This is a genomic window from Paraburkholderia sp. BR10923 (genome assembly GCF_040948765.1).
Taxonomy (GTDB): Bacteria; Pseudomonadota; Gammaproteobacteria; order Burkholderiales; family Burkholderiaceae; genus Paraburkholderia; species Paraburkholderia youngii.
Genome location: NZ_JBFPKO010000047.1, coordinates 1 through 16,988, shown reverse-complemented (window position 1 = coordinate 16,988; position 16,988 = coordinate 1). Strand labels below are relative to the sequence as shown.

The 16,988-nt window shown below is 57.9% G+C and carries 18 protein-coding genes and 1 pseudogene; 15 read left to right on the top strand and 4 right to left on the bottom strand.

Going from position 1 to position 16,988, the window contains the following annotated elements; all coding sequences use genetic code 11:
* Positions 1-102 precede the first annotated feature (102 nt).
* From AB3X94_RS39015 to AB3X94_RS38990, 6 genes are all read left to right on the top strand, one after another.
* Complete coding sequence (locus AB3X94_RS39015) at positions 103-1,428, top strand: LLM class flavin-dependent oxidoreductase (RefSeq protein ID WP_368594154.1); 1,326 nt, start codon at positions 103-105, stop codon at positions 1,426-1,428.
* A gap of 27 nt (positions 1,429-1,455) precedes the next feature.
* On the top strand, positions 1,456-1,956 hold the full coding sequence (locus AB3X94_RS39010; protein ID WP_176112044.1) for a flavin reductase family protein: 501 nt from the start codon (positions 1,456-1,458) through the stop codon (positions 1,954-1,956).
* Between the two features lie 67 nt (positions 1,957-2,023).
* Complete coding sequence (locus AB3X94_RS39005; RefSeq protein WP_368614314.1) at positions 2,024-3,073, top strand: LysR family transcriptional regulator; 1,050 nt, start codon at positions 2,024-2,026, stop codon at positions 3,071-3,073.
* Between the two features lie 148 nt (positions 3,074-3,221).
* Positions 3,222-3,824, top strand: a complete 603-nt coding sequence (locus AB3X94_RS39000; RefSeq protein WP_368594156.1) for a nitroreductase family protein — start codon at positions 3,222-3,224, stop codon at positions 3,822-3,824.
* Positions 3,825-4,011: 187 nt separating this feature from the next.
* Positions 4,012-4,380 carry a cupin domain-containing protein gene (locus tag AB3X94_RS38995; RefSeq protein ID WP_176112041.1) on the top strand — a complete coding sequence of 123 codons (369 nt, stop codon included), beginning with the start codon at positions 4,012-4,014 and terminating at the stop codon, positions 4,378-4,380.
* 86 nt (positions 4,381-4,466) lie between these two features.
* Positions 4,467-5,900 carry an NAD-dependent succinate-semialdehyde dehydrogenase gene (locus tag AB3X94_RS38990; protein ID WP_368594157.1) on the top strand — a complete coding sequence of 478 codons (1,434 nt, stop codon included), beginning with the start codon at positions 4,467-4,469 and terminating at the stop codon, positions 5,898-5,900.
* A 123-nt stretch (positions 5,901-6,023) separates the two neighbouring features.
* Here AB3X94_RS38990 and AB3X94_RS38985 read toward each other — a convergent pair whose 3' ends face one another.
* Together AB3X94_RS38985 and AB3X94_RS38980 are read right to left on the bottom strand one after the other, a co-directional pair.
* Positions 6,024-6,758, bottom strand: coding sequence for an IS6 family transposase (locus AB3X94_RS38985; RefSeq protein WP_368614313.1), 735 nt, complete (start codon positions 6,756-6,758; stop codon positions 6,024-6,026).
* A 9-nt stretch (positions 6,759-6,767) separates the two neighbouring features.
* Entirely contained in the window at positions 6,768-6,929 is a 162-nt protein-coding gene (locus AB3X94_RS38980; protein WP_368614316.1) for a hypothetical protein, read from the bottom strand.
* 245 nt (positions 6,930-7,174) lie between these two features.
* Between AB3X94_RS38980 and AB3X94_RS38975 the strand changes: the two genes are divergently transcribed.
* From AB3X94_RS38975 to AB3X94_RS38965, 3 genes are all read left to right on the top strand, one after another.
* Complete coding sequence (locus AB3X94_RS38975) at positions 7,175-8,305, top strand: IS110 family transposase (RefSeq protein WP_368614312.1); 1,131 nt, start codon at positions 7,175-7,177, stop codon at positions 8,303-8,305.
* 246 nt (positions 8,306-8,551) lie between these two features.
* On the top strand, positions 8,552-9,706 hold the full coding sequence (locus AB3X94_RS38970) for an IS110 family transposase (RefSeq protein WP_368614311.1): 1,155 nt from the start codon (positions 8,552-8,554) through the stop codon (positions 9,704-9,706).
* A gap of 712 nt (positions 9,707-10,418) precedes the next feature.
* Entirely contained in the window at positions 10,419-10,844 is a 426-nt protein-coding gene (locus AB3X94_RS38965) for a group II intron maturase-specific domain-containing protein (protein WP_368614310.1), read from the top strand.
* Here AB3X94_RS38965 and AB3X94_RS38960 read toward each other — a convergent pair.
* Positions 10,820-11,095: a hypothetical protein gene (locus AB3X94_RS38960; RefSeq protein WP_368594321.1), complete on the bottom strand. Its 276-nt coding sequence runs from the start codon at positions 11,093-11,095 to the stop codon at positions 10,820-10,822. The genes AB3X94_RS38965 and AB3X94_RS38960 overlap by 25 nt on opposite strands.
* Before the next feature lie 488 nt (positions 11,096-11,583).
* On the opposite strand from AB3X94_RS38960, the pseudogene AB3X94_RS38955 reads away from it, so the two are divergent.
* Positions 11,584-11,676: pseudogene (locus AB3X94_RS38955) on the top strand (IS6 family transposase); the annotation flags it as partial.
* A gap of 103 nt (positions 11,677-11,779) precedes the next feature.
* Here the strand turns inward: AB3X94_RS38955 and AB3X94_RS38950 are convergent.
* On the bottom strand, positions 11,780-13,228 hold the full coding sequence (locus tag AB3X94_RS38950) for an FAD/NAD(P)-binding protein (protein WP_368594318.1): 1,449 nt from the start codon (positions 13,226-13,228) through the stop codon (positions 11,780-11,782).
* A 765-nt stretch (positions 13,229-13,993) separates the two neighbouring features.
* Between AB3X94_RS38950 and AB3X94_RS38945 the strand changes: the two genes are divergently transcribed.
* The 5 genes from AB3X94_RS38945 to AB3X94_RS38925 form a co-directional block, all read left to right on the top strand.
* The gene (locus AB3X94_RS38945) at positions 13,994-14,782 is read left to right on the top strand and encodes a TIGR04255 family protein (RefSeq protein WP_176112035.1); all 789 of its coding nucleotides are present in this window, start codon (positions 13,994-13,996) and stop codon (positions 14,780-14,782) included.
* Between the two features lie 21 nt (positions 14,783-14,803).
* Positions 14,804-15,415 (top strand): XRE family transcriptional regulator, encoded by a 612-nt coding sequence (locus AB3X94_RS38940; protein WP_176112034.1) that lies wholly within the window; start codon positions 14,804-14,806, stop codon positions 15,413-15,415.
* Positions 15,416-15,463: 48 nt separating this feature from the next.
* The gene (locus AB3X94_RS38935; protein WP_368594319.1) at positions 15,464-16,273 is read left to right on the top strand and encodes a hypothetical protein; all 810 of its coding nucleotides are present in this window, start codon (positions 15,464-15,466) and stop codon (positions 16,271-16,273) included.
* A gap of 86 nt (positions 16,274-16,359) precedes the next feature.
* Positions 16,360-16,650 (top strand): hypothetical protein, encoded by a 291-nt coding sequence (locus AB3X94_RS38930; protein WP_368594320.1) that lies wholly within the window; start codon positions 16,360-16,362, stop codon positions 16,648-16,650.
* 106 nt (positions 16,651-16,756) lie between these two features.
* Positions 16,757-16,988: transposase (locus tag AB3X94_RS38925; protein WP_368614309.1), on the top strand; the 232-nt coding region annotated here is incomplete at its 3' end.

Below are 16,988 nucleotides of genomic sequence, written 5' to 3'. Positions count from 1 at the left end.
TCGGCCGCTTTTCGCGACATTGTTTATCGGACGGTGAAGCGAGAATATTCACCCATACCGCCATGTTTCGGGCGGAACAGTCCAAGAATGGGAGCGCTTGCAATGACCAAAGACGGAAAAATGAGGCTCGGCCTCTCGATGAGATATCTCGGCTATCACGTGGCCGCCTGGAGGCATCCGGACGTGCCTGCGGACGGCGCGCTCAGTTTCGAGTACTTCCTGAGCACAGCCCGAAAGGCGGAAGCAGCGCATCTCGATATGGTTTTCTTTGCTGACGGTCTTGGGATCCGCGCCAATGACAATCCGAAAGGATCTCTTGCGCGTGACATGCGCAATGCTGAGTTGGAACCGCTCACACTCCTCGCCGCACTGGGCGCGACGACGTCAAATATCGGCCTGGTAGCAACCGCCTCGACCACGTACAACGAACCATTCCACATCGCTCGTAAATACGCTTCGATCGATCACATCAGCGGTGGCCGCGCCGGATGGAATGTCGTCACATCATGGTCAGACGAGGAAGCTCAAAACTTCAACAGGAACGAGAACCTTGCTTATGAAGAGCGGTACGAACGAGCCGACGAGTTCGTCGACGTCGTTAAATCCCTTTGGCGAAGCTGGGAGGATGACGCGTTCGTTCGAGACAAGGAAAGCGGACTTTTCTACCACGAAGACAAGTTGCACGTTCCTGACCACAAGGGCAAGCACTTCCAGGTGCGCGGTCCTCTGAATTCGGCGCGCACACCGCAGGGAGAGCCGATCATCGTGCAGGCCGGAGCTTCCGAGGCCGGACGTGAACTCGCTGCTAGATGCGCGGACGTGGTTTACAGTAACTCGCACGACCTGAAACATGCGCAAGATTACTACGGCGATCTTAAGGCGCGGCTTGCGAAGTATGGTCGCGAGCCGGAGGAGTTGCTAATAATGCCGGGCATTACACCGTTCGTAGGTAAGACCAGGCAAGAGGCGCAAGACAAGTTCGACGAGCTTCAGGAGCTTATCCACCCGCTGAGCGGTCTGGCCTCGCTCTATAACGCGCTGGGCGATCTGTCCGGGTATCCGCTTGATGGGCCGGTGCCAGACATCGGTGGTCAGAAACTCAGGAGCATCGCATCGAATCTGTTGGAGATGGCGCGTACCGAGAAACTCTCGATTCGACAACTCTACCAGCGCGTTGCATCAACTTTCTGGGTACGCCTCGCGATTGGAACGGCGAGCGACATCGTTGATGAGATGGAAGAGTGGTTCAAGAATGATGGCGCCGACGGCTTCAATTTTTGCCCGGCGATCCTTCCCGGCGGCATGGACGACATTAGTGATTTCCTCATCCCGGAACTGCGTCGCCGCGGGTTGTTCAGGGATCGATATGAAGGACGAACTCTGCGCGAGAACCTTGGCCTCAAACCCAGCACCTTCAAAGTTGCGTGATCCGTCATAGTCGAGGCAGGTGACCAAATGCAAACCATCGGTTCCAGGGGCAACTTCCAGCAGGCGATGTCGCTGTTCGCTGCCGGCGTTACGGTTATTACCGCAAAGCACGACGGACAGCCGTTCGGGCTCATCGCTACATCGGTATGCAGTCTATCCGACGACCCGCCGTCGGTCATCGTTTGCGTGAACAAGAGCGCTTCATCCCACGACGCGATCCTGAAAGCAGGGGGTTTCGCCGTAAATCTGCTCTCCACAGCGCACTGCGGGGTCGTTGACACATTTCGCAAAACCAAAGGGCAAGCCCGCTTCACAGCCAACAAATGGGCATCTCTCGTGACTGGTGCACCGGTCCTGGCTGATGCGACGGTTGCATTGGACTGCGAAATCAGTGATCAGCATGACGGATTTACCCACTCCATCATCGTTGGAGTAATCCGAGAGATTGCATTTAATGAAACCGCTGATGCGGGATGCCTTCTGTGGCACGAACGCGGCTTTGCACGGAGCGCGCCTCTGACTATTTGACCGCAGACGCCGGTGCTTTAAGTTGAACGGATTGTCGGCCAGTGTAATCGCTCATCGTGACCGAATCTTGATTGAGCAGCGCCAGCCGCGAACCACGGGAAATGGCCGACCGTCCGAGCACCACGGTCGGCACATCCTTGCGATGCTGGTCCGAAACATAGATGATGGCTGTTTAAAGCGGGCTATCAACTGCGAAACTATGAACATCCGGCAACTTGAAGCATTCCGCACGACTATGATGGTCGGCACTGTAAACGGTGCTGCGGACTTACTGGGGCTATCTCAGCCATCGGTGAGTCGCTTGATCACCGAGCTCGAAAAGGAGCTCGGCGTGACATTGTTCAACCGCGCTGCTGGCAGGCTGGTGCCGACGCCTGAAGGAAGGATGATCCACGAGCAAGTAGAGAACACATTCCGTGCGTACCAAAGGATCGGGGAACTTGCCGCTGATGTGAGGAAACTCCGCGTAGGCAGCATCTCGATCGCATGCATGCCGGCGCTAGGAATAACTTTTTTGCCCGCGGTCATAGCCCGTTTTTGTGAAGCTCATCCAGACGTTGATATCTCACTGGATGTTCAAAGCTCCACGAAGGTGGAGGACTGGATTGCGACGGAAGGAATCGATCTTGGTCTTGCAGAAGTGCCTTACGACCGCGAAGACCTTTCAGTAGACGAATTCTGTAATGTTCCCTACTACGCCGTTATGAAGAAGGGGGACCAGCTTGCGCAAAAGTCGATGCTTTCGCCGGAGGATTTCGAAGGGCGTACGTTTATCTCCACCACGGCGCACTATCAAGCCCGGCCGCATGTTGATCGCCTTTTCGAATCGCGAGACATACACCGTGTCATGCGAATCGATACCTCATTCTCGCACTCGACATGTGAGTTGGCCGCATTGGGAATGGGTGTCGGTTTTATCGATCCTTTCAGTGTTCACGGGTACCTTGATCGGGTCGATGTTCGTCTCGTAGACCCTTGCATTACCTTCAGGGTTGGACTGCTATACCCAAGATCTCGCCCGTTGTCGAAAGTAGGACGAACATTTGTTTCATTTATGAAGGAGTGTCGTGACCGATGGTTGGCTGAGGTGGCCGCAGCATGTAGGCCTCATGTATGACTCCGCAAAGACCTTCTAACCCTGCAGTGAAACCGGCGGTGTCGATTGATTTTACGAGTACGTAGGATTCGGGCGTGACTGCTGAGACGTCCTTCTCAAAGGTTGCATCCATTTTTTGATTTGAATAAACCGTTATCGAGCTTTGGTTATGGGTATAAAAACAATTCGCATCACTGATTTTCCAATCCATTCGCAGTTCGTCGAGTGCTGGTCACCTCGCGCCTTCACTTTGGATGCTATCGATGAGCATGCCCTTCTCACTATTCTCGAAGCCGGCCGTTGGGCTCCTTCCTCTTATAACTCTCAGCCATGGCGGTTTGTTTACGCCCGTCGTGAAACAGATCAATGGGTCTCGTTTCTTTCGTTTTTGAACGAATTCCACCGATCCTGGGCAGTCCGTGCCGCCGCGATCGTTGTGATTTTGTCAAAACAGACGTTTCGGCTCCCTGGGAGAGTTGAGGAATTTTCGTTACCTACGCATTCATTTGATGCCGGAGTTGCTTGGGCATTTCTTGCGTTACAAGCTAGCCTCCTAGGGTGGGGCGCCCATGCTCTTGCAGGGATCAACAGGGACCTCATCCGTAGCGACCTAAGCATTCCAGACGATTTTTCAATCGAAGTCTGTGTAGCACTGGGCCAATCTGGGGATGCTGCGCTACTTCCGCATTTTCTCCAGGCAAAGGAGGTGCCGAGTAACCGTCGACCACTGGTCGACATGGCGGGGGAAGGACGTTTTGTTGACGGAACATAACTGTTTTAGAAACGCCATTTTCCGTCATGCCTGCGCGCTCGTCGGGCCATGTGAGTTTGCATGCGGCGGCGTGCAGGCCTGCTGTCAGCTGCTAAGCACGAAGGTGCCAGCGAGGGGCGCACGCGCCAACTCATACGCGTTGCCTTATGACATGCCCAACGTAAGAGCGTTTTTACTAGGAGAAACTGTGGAACAGTTGAATTTTCAACGGATTTGTAAGATCGACCCGACCCAGCTGCAGGAGAATTTGACCTATCCGGCTGACGAAATGCTTATCACTGGTAAGCCGAAGAGAATCAGCCGTCCTTTGGTGGACTTTGAACCATCACGTCCGGGTGTCGGTTTCTGGGAGGCAGAGGTTGGCGCCTGGAAGTTCGTCTATCCATCAAACCGAAACGAGATCTTCCACGTCCTGGAGGGTACCTTCTCGCTCGAGAGCGAAACCACACCGCAGACTGAATTCTCTAAGGGCGACACGGGCGTTATCCCCGCCGGCTACTCAGGAACCTTGAGAGTCACCGAGGCAGTGCGAAAAATATACGTGCTTCTCACCTGAGAAGTGTCACCAACGACGTCGAAAGTTGACTCGCGAAGCGTCTTCGCAAAGTCCCGTTGAGCTGCACTATGATAGAAGGTAGTTAAATGACCTATTCAAATACCAAGCTTTTCATTAACGGAAGTTGGTGTGATGCACTTGATGGAGCGACCATCAATGTGATCAGCCCTTCGACCGGCGAAAGGATTGGCGTGGTCGCCTGCGCGGCAAAGGAGGACCTTGAACGTGCTGCATCCGCTTCAGAAGCGGGTTTCGCTGAATGGCGCAACGTCGCAGCGGTTGAAAGAGCGAGGATGATGAGAGGCGCGGCAATGCTCCTGCGGGAGCGCGTCGAGACCATTGCTTCCCTCCTAACGCAAGAGCAGGGAAAGCCGCTTGGTGAAGCGCGGGCGGAAGTCTTGTCGGCGTCAGAGATCATCGAATGGTTCGCAGATGAAGGCTTGCGCGTCTATGGACGCGTCGTTCCATCGCGAAGTCAGAATGTTCAACAACTGGTGCTGAAGGAACCGGTCGGACCGGTCGTAGCCTTTACGCCCTGGAACTTTCCGGTTAATCAGATCGTTCGGAAACTATCGGCCGCGCTTACCACGGGCTGCTCTTTCATTGTGAAAGCGCCCGAAGAGACGCCCGCCTCGCCGGCGTCGCTTATTCGGGCATTTGCGGACGCTGGCGTTCCTCGGGGCGTTTTAGGCCTGGTCTTCGGGAATCCTGCGGAAGTTTCTGAGTTTCTTGTTTCTCATCCAGCAGTTCGAAAGGTCACGTTCACAGGATCAACGGCTATCGGCAAGCAACTGGCCAGTCTGGCCGGCCGACATATGAAACGGACGACGATGGAGCTGGGCGGTCATGCGCCGGTGATCATCGCTGCAGACGCTGACGTCGAGGAAGCTGCGAAAGTTTTAGGTGCCGTAAAATTCAGAAACGCGGGACAGGTCTGCGTTTCGCCCACGCGATTCCTCGTCCATAACAGCTTGCGCGGATCGTTCGAGGCTGCGATGGTCGCCTATGCCGAACAGTTGCAAGTAGGTGACGGTCTCGAAAAAAGCACGTCGCTAGGGCCATTGGCAAATAAGCGTCGCTTGGCGGCCATAAAAGAGGTCGTGAGCAACGCACGTGAGTCTGGAGCCAAGTTGTTGACGGGTGGAAACCGGATCGGCGATCGAGGCAATTTTTTCGCGCCTACGGTGCTTTCCGATGTGCCATTAACCGCCGCAATCTTCAATGAGGAGCCTTTTGGCCCTGTCGCTGCGATACGAGGATTCGATGATCTCGACGAAGCAATATCAGAAGCGAACAGGCTTCCCTATGGACTTGCGGGATACGCATTCACGAATTGCGTGAAGAGCGTACATCAGCTTTCGCAACGTTTGAATGTCGGAATGCTATGGATTAATCAGGGCGCTACGCCGTGGCCTGAAATGCCGTTTGGCGGCGTCGGGGATTCCGGTTACGGTTCGGAAGGCGGTTGCGAGGCGTTGGAACCTTACTTGGTTACCAAAGCCGTCACGATCAAAAGCTGATCACCGCCGTAGAGGTCGTGAGCCCTTCGCAGAATGTAAGGCCCATAGGCCAAGGCAAACCATCAAACGGCGTTGTCACGTTAAGGTATACGAGACGCAAGAGCGCACAGGAGGTAGATTTGCTCAGAAATTGGACGGATCCTGGGTGAGCCCAGTGAAGCGATGCCAGCCGGCAAAGCGTGCGGCGAGCTGTTTGCGATAGAGTGAGGCACGCAGTAAATGTCGCTTGAGCGCGAAGTGCTGGCGAATCGGACCGAAGCTCGATAAGAACGCTTGTGTGCGACCAGGATCGCGAAAACCACGCATCCGGCGTTCGCGCTCACGCGTAGGCTGATGGCTGTTTTCGGCACGGTTGTTCACCCGGGCCGCAGCCTTGACGAAGACGTGTTGGATGTTTGCCAGTTCGGGAATTTCGGCCTTCGCGGCCGGATAGCTGCGCAATTGATCGGTGACAATCCTTCGTGGCGCGTCGGCACAGGCGGCCAGCACGCGGTTGAAGAAGCGCTTTGCTGCGGCCTTATCGCGATGTTTCTGCAGCAGGATGTCGAGTTCGGCGCCGTGCTGGTCGACTGCCCGCCAGAGCAGATAAGGCTCATCGCGCAACGTAACGAAGACTTCGTCCAGATGCCATGTGCGCCCAGGCTTGCGGCGAGCAGCCTTGACGCGATGTGCGAAGCCCGCGCCGAATTTGTCGCACCAGCGGCGGATCGTCTCGTAACTGACAACGACACCGCGCTCGAACAGCAGTTCTTCAATATCACGCAGGCCAAGTTGGAACCGGAAATACCACCGAACCGCGAGACTAATGATTGCCGCCGGGAACCGGTGGCCGTGATAAAGCGATTTTCTTTTCTTCATCGTGACATCTTACGTGACTACCTCGCCAACGTGACAGTGCCGCCGGATGGCATGCTTGCGGTGATACCCAGTCAAAGCCACGAACTCATCGAGAATCCTGATACGGTCGCCGTACGTCGCGCTGCCATACCGCAATTGCAATGCTGCAACCAACTCCTTGCGTGTCGCCATGCTGATTTTCCTTGTCACCTCATGCCGCTCCCGCCGGACAATCCGGCGGATAGCAAACTACGTGAGGCAACAGGTCAGCGCGAGTTGCAATTCCGATGAGTCAATGCGACCGGTTGAGGCAGTATGACTTTCCGTGAGGTGGTGGCTGGCCCGCCGTGAGAAACCAAACGCGGGTTAGCATTGCTGCCAGAGCCGCATGGTGTGCACGAGGGCGACACCCGGCGATTTCCAGCACGGAGGCCAGCATGGGACACGATAACACGGTGTACGTCGGTCTGGATGTCCACAAGGAATCCATCACGGCAGCCTACGCCGTCGGGATAGGCGAGGTGGAATTGCTGGGCAAGATCGGCACTTTGAAGACTGACATCGACCGCCTGTGCCAGCGCATGCAGTCCAAGGCGACGCACGTTCGCATCGTCTACGAAGCAGGGCCATGCGGCTATGGTCTATACCGGCAACTGGTGCAGAAGGGATTCGACTGCATGGTATGTGCCCCGTCGCTGATTCCGAGGAAACCAGGCGAGCGGGTCAAGACCGACCGCCGCGACGCCCTCAAACTCGTGCGCTCGTTGCGCGCAGGTGATCTCTCGTCAGTCTACGTGCCGGGCGTCGAAGATGAGGCATTCCGGGATCTGGCCCGGGCGTGGGCTACCGCCAAAGCGGATCTCAAACACGCGCGTCAGCGGGTCAAGTCCTTTCTGCTCTCCCACGGTGTTCGTTATACCGGCAGCGCCAACTGGGGTCCGGCACATCGAAGGTGGATCAGCACCTTTGCGTTCCCCAACCACTGGCAACAACTGGCCTTTGACGAGTGCCGCCGTGCTGTCGAAGACAGACTCGCACAATGCGACCGCCTCGAGGCGGCACTACGCGAGGCTGTCGTCAACTGGCGCTTCTATCCGGCGGTACTGGGCCTGCAGGCAATGCGGGGCATTCAGTTCACCACGGCCGTAGGCATGCTCGCCGAACTCGGCGACCTGTCGCGATTCGAGCATCCGCGTCAACTGATGGCCTGGCTCGGGGTGACGCCCTCCGAACACTCTTCAGGAGACCGGCGCCGTCAAGGCAGCATTACAAAAAACGGGAACAGCTATGCAAGAAAGCTGCTCGTGGAGGCTGCGTGGAGTTACAGATACCCCGCTCGGGTGAGCCCGGACATTCAACGCCGCCATGAAGGAATCCCGAAACCGATCATTGACCGCGCATGGGATGCCCAACTGCGGCTATGCCGGCGATATCGCAAGCTCGCAGCGCGCGGCAAGAATGTGAACACCAGTGTGGTTGCCGTTGCGCGAGAACTCTCAGGGTTCATCTGGGACATCAGCAGACTGGCGATGTCCCTCGCCATACCGAAAGATGCCAGGCCGGTCTGACACTCCATCATCTTAACGAGGACACTGAGAGTTTCCTGAAGGCGGCGTAGCCCGGCACCCGAGTAACCCGCGAGCGGATTATGCAACACATCTAATGCGATTTGCGACTTGAGGCAGCGGCAGGCTCATAGGGCGGACCACAGTAATGCGGTAACCAACCCGCGGATATCAGATCCTATGAAGCGAGGGCCTCGACGGGCTGACGCCTAAAATCAGCTTGCCGAGGTTTGCTCACAGGAGAAGATCATGCGTACCGATCAGGCATACACGGGTCATGGTGACGTACTCGTGCTGGCAGTGTCGCTGGAACTGGCGGCGGCCAGATGGAAAGTCGCGCTTCACGACGGCCGGCGCGAGAAGCCTGCCGTGCACACCCTCGCACAACCACAGGCCGCTGCGCGTCTGCAGGCGATCCTGGACCTGATCGAGGAGCACAAGAAGAAGTGGTCGCTGCCGGCCGGCGTACGCACGGTCGTGAACTACGAAGCTGGGCAGGACGCGTTCTGGATCTGTCGCGCGCTGCAGGTGCACGGCATCGAGTGCTACGTCATCGATCCGGCCAGCACCCCGGTTGAACGTCACAGGCGGCGCGCGAAGACCGACCGGCTCGATGTAATCAAGCTGGTGATCAATCTGCGCGCATGGCTGCGCGGCGAGCGCGACCGCATGCACGTCGTGCACGTGCCGTCACCGCAGGATGAGGCATCGCGCCAGCTGATGCGCGAGCGCGGCCAACTGCAGAAGGAAGTGCTGCAGCACCGCGACCGGATGCGTAAGCTCCTGGTCACGCTCGGTTGCTGGGATGCGGTCGATCACCGTACCTTCGCCAAGCGGCTCGAACGCGAGGAAGTGCGCTGCCATGACGGAGCGCCGTTACCGCACGAGCTGCGTGAGCGGTTAATGCGCGAGTGCGAACGGCTCGCACTCGTCGAACAGCAACTTGCGGCGCTGGAGAAGACGCGACAGGCAAACGTACCAGCACCCGCGCGCCAGCGTTGCGATGCGCTGGCACGCCTGCAGGGGATTGGCGAAGTAGGCGCCTCGCGCCTTGCCATCGAGCTCTTCTGGCGAGAGTTCGACAACCGCCGCGAAGTCGGTGCGTGCATCGGGCTCGTGCCACAACCCTACGACAGTGGCGAAAGCCAGGTCGACCAGGGGATCAGCAAACAGGGAAACCGGCGGGTGCGCGCGCTGCTGATCGAGATGGCGTGGACCTGGCTTCGCTACCAGCCCGGCAGCGCATTGGCCAAATGGTTTAACCACCGCACACAAGGTACGGGACCGAACCGACGCGCGCGACGCATCGCCATCGTCGCGGTCGCGCGACGTCTTGCCATTGCGCTGTGGCGCTATCTGAAAGACGGCGTCATCCCTGACGGCGCACAGCTGAAGTCCACATAAGCCCCTAAAGTTTGGCAGGAAGGAGATAAAGGTTTGGCCAGGCAGTGACGTAGCAAACATGGTTGAAGTGAACATGCCCGTGGTCACACTGGGTTGCTGAAGCAACCGAATACTTTCAGATGGGGCATGTTCCCGGGCAAATGATTCCGGCGTAACGCGCATGCAGGATAAGGCTGGTGACACGCCAGCGGATAGAAGGCGGTGAGGATGCTGGTTCTTCTCACGAGCGCAAGCACGGCTTCAGGCCAAAAACAGGTGAGACAGGTTATCGAAATTTCGGGAAAAGGGATCTTGACAGAAGTCCTGCTCATAGAAGTGTGACCCACCGTCGAGACGTACTGCTACGTCGCCCTCAGGAAATTCAGATGAACCAAAACCGAGAACCCATCGCGATTGACACGGAAAGTCATATCAATCCGCAGCCCATAATGGGCGAAAAGCGGACCGCAAGCCCATGTGCAACGCCCTAATGGGCGCGAAGTGCAGGCGGAAAGCTTCACCCACGATGAATCTGCCTGTGTTTACGCCGGGCTCCAGTTATTCAACGGCTTGTTCAGCGTTGCCCTAAGGTTCAATGCGCCCGATGACAGTGTGGGGGCCGGTCATCCGGCGTGCTGGATAAACTCCGCCACGCTCATGCCTCGGGGCACGTGCTCCGACGACTGGCCAGGCCCGTATGGGTATGCGCCCGTCGAAGAAGAGTATGCGTCGCATGGTCGAGAAGATTCATGCGATGACCGCGCTCAGGATGGCATGGCAAGAGACCACGGAGTTGGTGGGCAAGTTGAACCGCACGTTACGTGGGTGGGCCAACTACTTCCAGGTTGGAAGCGTTAGCCGCGCCTACCGTGCGCTCGACAGCTACACCGCGACGCGGTTGCGCCGGTGGCTGCGCAACAAGCATAAGCTCAGGCGACGAAGGGGCGGGAGCTATCCATCCTCGCACCTCTACGGGCACTTCGGTCTCGTACGTTTGAGCGCGCGACAGGATCTGGTTGACAATGTGCTCGAACCGGCGCTGCGCGTGCACGTCGTCCCGGTACGGCTGGGCCTGCACGATCAGGGCCGCAGCCACGAACGCCGCATAGAGAATGTTCTGCGCTTCGCGTGGTGTCATGCGTCCTCTGCCATCGGATGAGCGCAGAATCTCACGCTGCACCGCCCTACCAGCCGCTCGTCGCGGGCATCCGCGCAGCGGCGGTTCAGCATCCTGCGAACCAGATACCGGTCAAGCAGGGCCCGCGCATTGGTCAGCCCGTAACCAAAACGCAGCACGTTCTCGATGTCTATGAAGTCGGCGTAGCGGCCCGAGTCGGCCAGCCAGCATGCTTCCTCAAGGATGGCCGCTTCCCCCGGCGAAGGCGGCGCACCGCCGTCCTCTTCCGTCATCACACCATTCATGTCCATGTCGTCACCAGATCGTTGATGGATGCCTCCGGACGCGGCATCGAGAGTTTGTCCGACGCAAGTGCGTCGGACACCGGCTGGTATCACCTGACGTGCCTACGCTTATTGATTACGCATCACGCCATTTCGCGCATGATGGCATGCGAGCCAACGTGCATCGTTGCGAAGCGATGTCTGGCGAATGATCCAAGGCGGGCGGTCTACGCTGACGAACGATTGTCGAAGCCGTCCTCTGGATCGCCTTCCTTGCCCGGCAAGCGTTTCATCGCTCAATAACGTTCGAATCATCTTGGCCTGCTCGCGCAAAAGACAAGATGTAAGCACATTTCATCGAATGAAAACGGCCCCTAGATGCTGTGTGGAAGGGCTGCGTCAGGCGCGCCCGTTTGCGTGCTCCTTCGGAGAAAACGAGTGTGCAAATCCCGTTTTACTCCAGTCGGGCTTACTGCCACTGCCCTCCCACATAGCATCTAGGTGGCATCGAAGTCATGCACATGATCGTCAAGGGGAAATTGAACGATGGCGGCGTTTGGCAAACTCCCGCACATCAGTTCTATTCGCTGGCTGGACAAGGAATCCATGCCATATCGGTCTTGACCGACCTCTCGATCTTACTGCGACAGAACCCGCTTGCATCCACGCCCCTGTCAGGCAATGCGCTCGCGTTTAATGTGCAGAAACCTGCCGCATTATGATCTCCGTCATCCGCTCGATATGCATTAGCAATTCGGGCACCGCCGTCGCCTCCCAAAAGCGTCTTCTAAGCGCAGGGCCAATATAAAACAGAGACGGATTCGTACAGCTATCGACTCGAACCACGCGGTAAGACTCATCAACACACAACCCCGCCCAGTCAAATTTTGCAATCCCGTCGCGCCGTAACTGATCAAAAAGAGAATCACACGCGTGTGCTATAGGCCGGTGTATGCAATCTGCATGCGGTTCTGTATCTGACGCCGTAGCTCGATGAGCTGGAGCCATCCCGACACCGGTGCAATTCACGAAATACGATGCGTGCACAACGCGCGAGCCCGTTGCTGCGCGCGGGCGAATAGCCAGCAGCAGCCCGTCGCCATGTGCGCTGATTGTCTCGATTCGCCCCCCCATAAGCGAGAGACGCCCACTCATCCTGAGTGACGCGACAAGCGCTGCCGTGGAAGCTGGCTGTCGGTGACGATGTGTGTCCCAGTAAGGCGCAATATGGCGCACGAAAGCGCGCCGGTCGGCCTCAGACCAGTTTGACCAGATCTGCGGTACCGCTGGACGCAGGCTATCGATCACCTCGCGCCAGTCACCGCCTCTCGCGCGATGTTCAGCAATGACTTTGCGTACGACGGTGATGCAATGCCTGGGGCCGGCGGCCAATTGATCGAGAAGCGACCGCCGCGCTTGTGGCTGAAGTCTCGGCGGTGACTGGCAGTGGTGTTGAGGCAACAAACCACGGCGGGACATAAGCGTGAAGCGCAACTTTTCGCTGCGCCGGTGCAGCGCGTAAACAACGTCGAGTGCCGTCAGACCAGACCCGCACATGAAGAAATGGCTGTCATCCGGCACGGTCCGCAGTTTAACTGCGTCCCAGGGATTCGCGAGGAAACGTTGATCGAGTGAAGCGCCACCGGTCGCTGCAACAGTGATGGAGCGGCGGCCATCGCTGTGCCCGGTCGCAAGGACGACGTGATCGGCAGAAATCTCCACACCCGTGTGCAAATGAACCTTCGTTCGGCCATCCTCGACGGGCTTCAGCGCGACGGCGTATCCGTCATGTTGAGAAAACTGATGCTTCCCGCGGTTTTCGACGGCTTGTTTTAGCAGATGTGCAAGATAATCACCGTACCACGCACGTGGCAGGAAATCATCGGGTTCGGCAGGACGGCCCCGCTGTCGGCAATAATCGACAAAGCCGTTGCCGTTGTCCCGCTCAACACTGAGGGTCCGTGCGGGGGCGTTCAGGAGCCACCCCTCTTCGTCTGACCGATAAGCAATACCGCGCGAAACGCTATAGCTGTCATCGACCAGTGCGATCGACAGGGGCTTTGCGGTTTGATCCGACAGTAGCCATGTGGCCGTCATCGTCCCGCAAAAGCCAGCACCCACTATCACGATCGATACAGTCATTGCCACGGCTCCGATGGTTGTTCGTATCCGCTCACGCAGAAAATTAATTTTGACGTTCAGATGGATACCCGCTCCGATAGAGTCGCTTGCATCGGGGCACGTCAGGAAAGCTCTCTTTCCGGCGCGGATAGTCGGAAGCTGTGCCGCGCGTCGCAGGAAGCGACTATGCGGCATTTCGCCCGAAGCTACAAAATCGATTGTTTGGATAACACTGATTCGCATCGCAAATGAATGGGTTCGGGACGGATGGGTGTGTCGTCTGGAGGGTGCCGTTCAAACCCAGTAGCGCACCTATTTCGCGTAGACCGCGCCACACCTCAATGGCATCGCAGCGCTGTCCACGAACCCTCAAACAGTGGGGCCGGCTAACGGGGCGTCAACAATACTCCGCAAATTGAGGCTCGGATAGTTGGGGCTAGCCGGGCCGTCATTTCGGGACAGCGGCGGATGCGGGCGGTCGTATGCGTCACGGGCGCGGTCGACGTAACACGGCGGCGGAGCCGGGGAAGCGACGCCACCGTTTTTGGTTAGGCGGCCGGTCTCTATGCGCTGGTGTGATCGGTGGAGGACATAAGGGCCCGGTTCATGGTCCGCGTGCGCTCGTTCCCACGCCACGTCGGGTGTCCCGCGCCGTAGCGCTCCCCGCGACATCACGCCGCGGGCCACTTCTGAGCAGTTCTCCTTGCGAGAGCGTCAACTACGGTGTAAACTGACAACCGAAATGTCAACTTTACGTTTTGGCGCCCGCTGATCATGAATGGACGAATGGCCAATGCGCCGGTCTACTATGCCTTGCTGCAGGCGCAGTTCAACCCGATCCCGGCGATGGAAAAATACGCTGGGGAAGTGCAGGATCTGCTGCGCCGCGACGGGTATACGCTCTTTGAAGAGCAGGCGATACCGCAACTGGAGTTCGTCTTTGAAGCTAATGACGCACCGCCTGTCCCCAAAGTCGGGACCCTGAAGGTCTGGCGGATGACTACGGCAGACCGTACGTCCAGTTTTGTGCTCAGCCCGACGTTCATCGCCTTTCATACTACCCACTACGACACGCACCGACAGTTTTTGCCAACTGGATTGCGCGGGCTTGAACACGTTCACAAAGTTGTGGGTCTTGATCACGTGAGTCGCCTAGGTCTGCGGTACCTCGATGCTGTGCAGCCGCGCGAGGCAGAGACGGTCGATCAGTATCTTGCAGGCGGCCTGTGCGGCGTGCAGTTTGGCGCGGTTGAGCAATCAGCATCGAGCGAGCAGGTATTCGAGACGCAGCCGGGGGTTTTGGCTGACCGGGGCATCCTTGTGGCGAGGGTGCATCGCGCCGTGGCTCCGCTTGGATTTCCGCCGGACGTGGCACCGCACGGACTCGTGATTAAAGACCGGTTCGCGAAGCAGGAGCCGCAGCGTCATGCGGTCATCGACACGGACCATTTCGTTCAGGGGAGATTTCCGCTTGAATTCGCGTCGCTCGCGAGCCAGCTCGAGGCATTGCACCGAGACATCCGCCGGGCGTTTGAGGCGATCGTTACGCCTCGTGCCCTAAAGGCTTGGTCGTAAAACTAATCAGGAGACAGACATATGCAATCATTGCCAGCGATTGGCGCTGCGCAGCATTACCCGGTGATGCTGCGGCCGTTCATTGGGACGGGGTCTGCATATCCGCTTGAGAACGTAGACAGTTGGAGCGGGTACCTTTCACCTCGAACAGGGCTCTTTGTCAGCGATGACACGGCGGTGCGGTCGCCGCGCAGGCGCCCGCGCGCGGATATCCGGACGGCGAAGGAACATCTGGAAAATGTCCGCGCAGTGCTGAATCCCGCTATTGGCGATCTTGCGGTTCTCTTCGACGTGTCGCGCCAGGCGGTCTACAAGTGGCTGTCCGAAGAGTCGATGCCGGACGCTGACAAGCTCGTGCGCATCAGGACGTTGAGTCAGATCGCCGACGCGTTCAAGGCGGCAGGAGTCGCGCGTGCGTCGAGTCTCCTGAAAATGAAAGCGTTTGAAGATCGCTCACTGTTCGACATCCTGAAGGCCGGTGAGGACAGTTCGGCGACCGTGCAGACTTTGATTGAAGAGGCTCGGGCAATGGAACGGTCCTATGCACTCACGGGTCTGTCGAATACCGCGGCTCCAGCAACAGCAGACTGGCAATCGGATGTTTCGATTCCAGGTGCTGTCGAGGATCGCTGAGGGGGCGGGATGCCGGGACGTGACAGTGCTTGGCGGCAAGGCAGTCTCATGGTTGACGCTCATGCGTTGGGCCTCGGACTCGTGTTTGATGAAGGCGAACATCGCGTCGTTGTCATCTCGCACGACTGCGACCTCGCCAACGACAAGGAGCCCTCTGTCGAGTGCATCGTAGCGGACATCGTTGCGACAGTGGACCCAACGTTCGCTCGTGCCCGAAACGTACGCCGGCTTCATCTCTGCTACACCACCGGGGAAGGGCATACGCTCGTGCTTGAACTGCGTCACGATGCTCGAACGGTGGTCCATACGGCGATGTTCGATGCGATCGCTGCCGCTCCGGATGCGTCGGTCACACTGAATGCCGATGAGAAGAGGGCGCTCAAGCAATGGCTGGCCGCGCGGTATGGTCGTCCGGCTTTCCCGAACGCGTTCGAGAGTCGCCTTCGCCGAAAACATAAGGGCAAGACGGTTGAGCAACTGACCGGCAAGCTTCTCGAGCCATACAACGCCCATCTGGTGGGCGTTTTCTTTGACCTCGACGCCGCGCGATTTCAGGACCTCGACGGCGGTGAACCCTACGTTCTGCGCATTACCCTTGCATATGATGCTACAGAAGGCGGCCCCGTTGCGCGTGCCGCTGCCGAGAAGGCCGCGAGCGAGATTTCCGATCTGTTCACGAGCGTCTATGGCAAGCCCGAGGACGCTAAGGAAATTGCTCTCGAGAGTTGTGTCGCCGTCGCTGATACACGTCTCTCACTAGCAGATCTTCGAAAGATCGATCAGTGGCGACTTGAATACATCAGTTTGCGAACGGACCCGGCCGAAGGTTTTCTTCCTGTCGGCGAGACGCCTGCGTAGGGTACGACGCGACTCAGACCCGCAAAGTCAGCAACTGTGCAGATTTGCTGTTATATACAGTGTGCAAAGCGCTACGCGGGGAAGCAATGACCAAGTTCTTTGAAGTGTTCGAGAAGGCAATTATTAGTTGCCTCGCGCCGGCAATTGTCGCGATGCTGACGCTTGCCGCCGTCTCGCAGGCCGAACTGGATTCGCACTTGCTTGATGCGGTTCAGCGTTATTTCTGGAGCATCCCCTTCCTCGGTGGATTTTTGTTTCTTCGATCCACAGCGGGGAAGCCACCCGTCTCCATCCGGGGTGCGAAACGCATAATGGGCGTCATTTGGTTTGTCTGTGGCAGGCGACCACGCCAATTCTTTCGCCGGTCGAAGGGCTGATCACATTGATGGTCGCTCCATCAAGTGCGTCGTAAGCGCCCGCTTATCCCATCTGGAGTTGCGTTGAGAGTCTTGGGAGCATCGTGTCCACTTAAATAGGTGGACCGTGAACACTATTGACGAAGCAGCGGCACCAGGCCGTCGTCGCCGCCGGCGCTACAGCGTCGAGTTCAAGGCTCAGGTTGTGGCAGCTTGCCAGAGGCCCGGGGTGTCGCTCGCGGCGATCGCGTTGCACCACAAGCTGAACGCCAATCTGCTTCGACGTTGGGTCGAGCAGGCCGAAACGAACGATTGCGTGCTCGTGGCGCGTAGCGACCTGGCAGCGCCATTGGCAGCGG

Coding starts and splice junctions, on each gene's coding strand:
- AB3X94_RS39015 (WP_368594154.1), top strand. CDS start 103: ATGACCAAAGACGGAAAAATGAGGCTCGGCCTCTCGATGAGATATCTC.
- AB3X94_RS39010 (WP_176112044.1), top strand. CDS start 1,456: ATGCAAACCATCGGTTCCAGGGGCAACTTCCAGCAGGCGATGTCGCTG.
- AB3X94_RS39000 (WP_368594156.1), top strand. CDS start 3,222: ATGGGTATAAAAACAATTCGCATCACTGATTTTCCAATCCATTCGCAG.
- AB3X94_RS38990 (WP_368594157.1), top strand. CDS start 4,467: ATGACCTATTCAAATACCAAGCTTTTCATTAACGGAAGTTGGTGTGAT.
- AB3X94_RS38985 (WP_368614313.1), bottom strand. CDS start 6,758: ATGAAGAAAAGAAAATCGCTTTATCACGGCCACCGGTTCCCGGCGGCA.
- AB3X94_RS38980 (WP_368614316.1), bottom strand. CDS start 6,929: ATGGCGACACGCAAGGAGTTGGTTGCAGCATTGCAATTGCGGTATGGC.
- AB3X94_RS38975 (WP_368614312.1), top strand. CDS start 7,175: ATGGGACACGATAACACGGTGTACGTCGGTCTGGATGTCCACAAGGAA.
- AB3X94_RS38970 (WP_368614311.1), top strand. CDS start 8,552: ATGCGTACCGATCAGGCATACACGGGTCATGGTGACGTACTCGTGCTG.
- AB3X94_RS38965 (WP_368614310.1), top strand. CDS start 10,419: ATGGTCGAGAAGATTCATGCGATGACCGCGCTCAGGATGGCATGGCAA.
- AB3X94_RS38960 (WP_368594321.1), bottom strand. CDS start 11,095: ATGACGGAAGAGGACGGCGGTGCGCCGCCTTCGCCGGGGGAAGCGGCC.
- AB3X94_RS38950 (WP_368594318.1), bottom strand. CDS start 13,228: ATGACTGTATCGATCGTGATAGTGGGTGCTGGCTTTTGCGGGACGATG.
- AB3X94_RS38945 (WP_176112035.1), top strand. CDS start 13,994: ATGGCCAATGCGCCGGTCTACTATGCCTTGCTGCAGGCGCAGTTCAAC.
- AB3X94_RS38940 (WP_176112034.1), top strand. CDS start 14,804: ATGCAATCATTGCCAGCGATTGGCGCTGCGCAGCATTACCCGGTGATG.
- AB3X94_RS38935 (WP_368594319.1), top strand. CDS start 15,464: ATGGTTGACGCTCATGCGTTGGGCCTCGGACTCGTGTTTGATGAAGGC.
- AB3X94_RS38930 (WP_368594320.1), top strand. CDS start 16,360: ATGACCAAGTTCTTTGAAGTGTTCGAGAAGGCAATTATTAGTTGCCTC.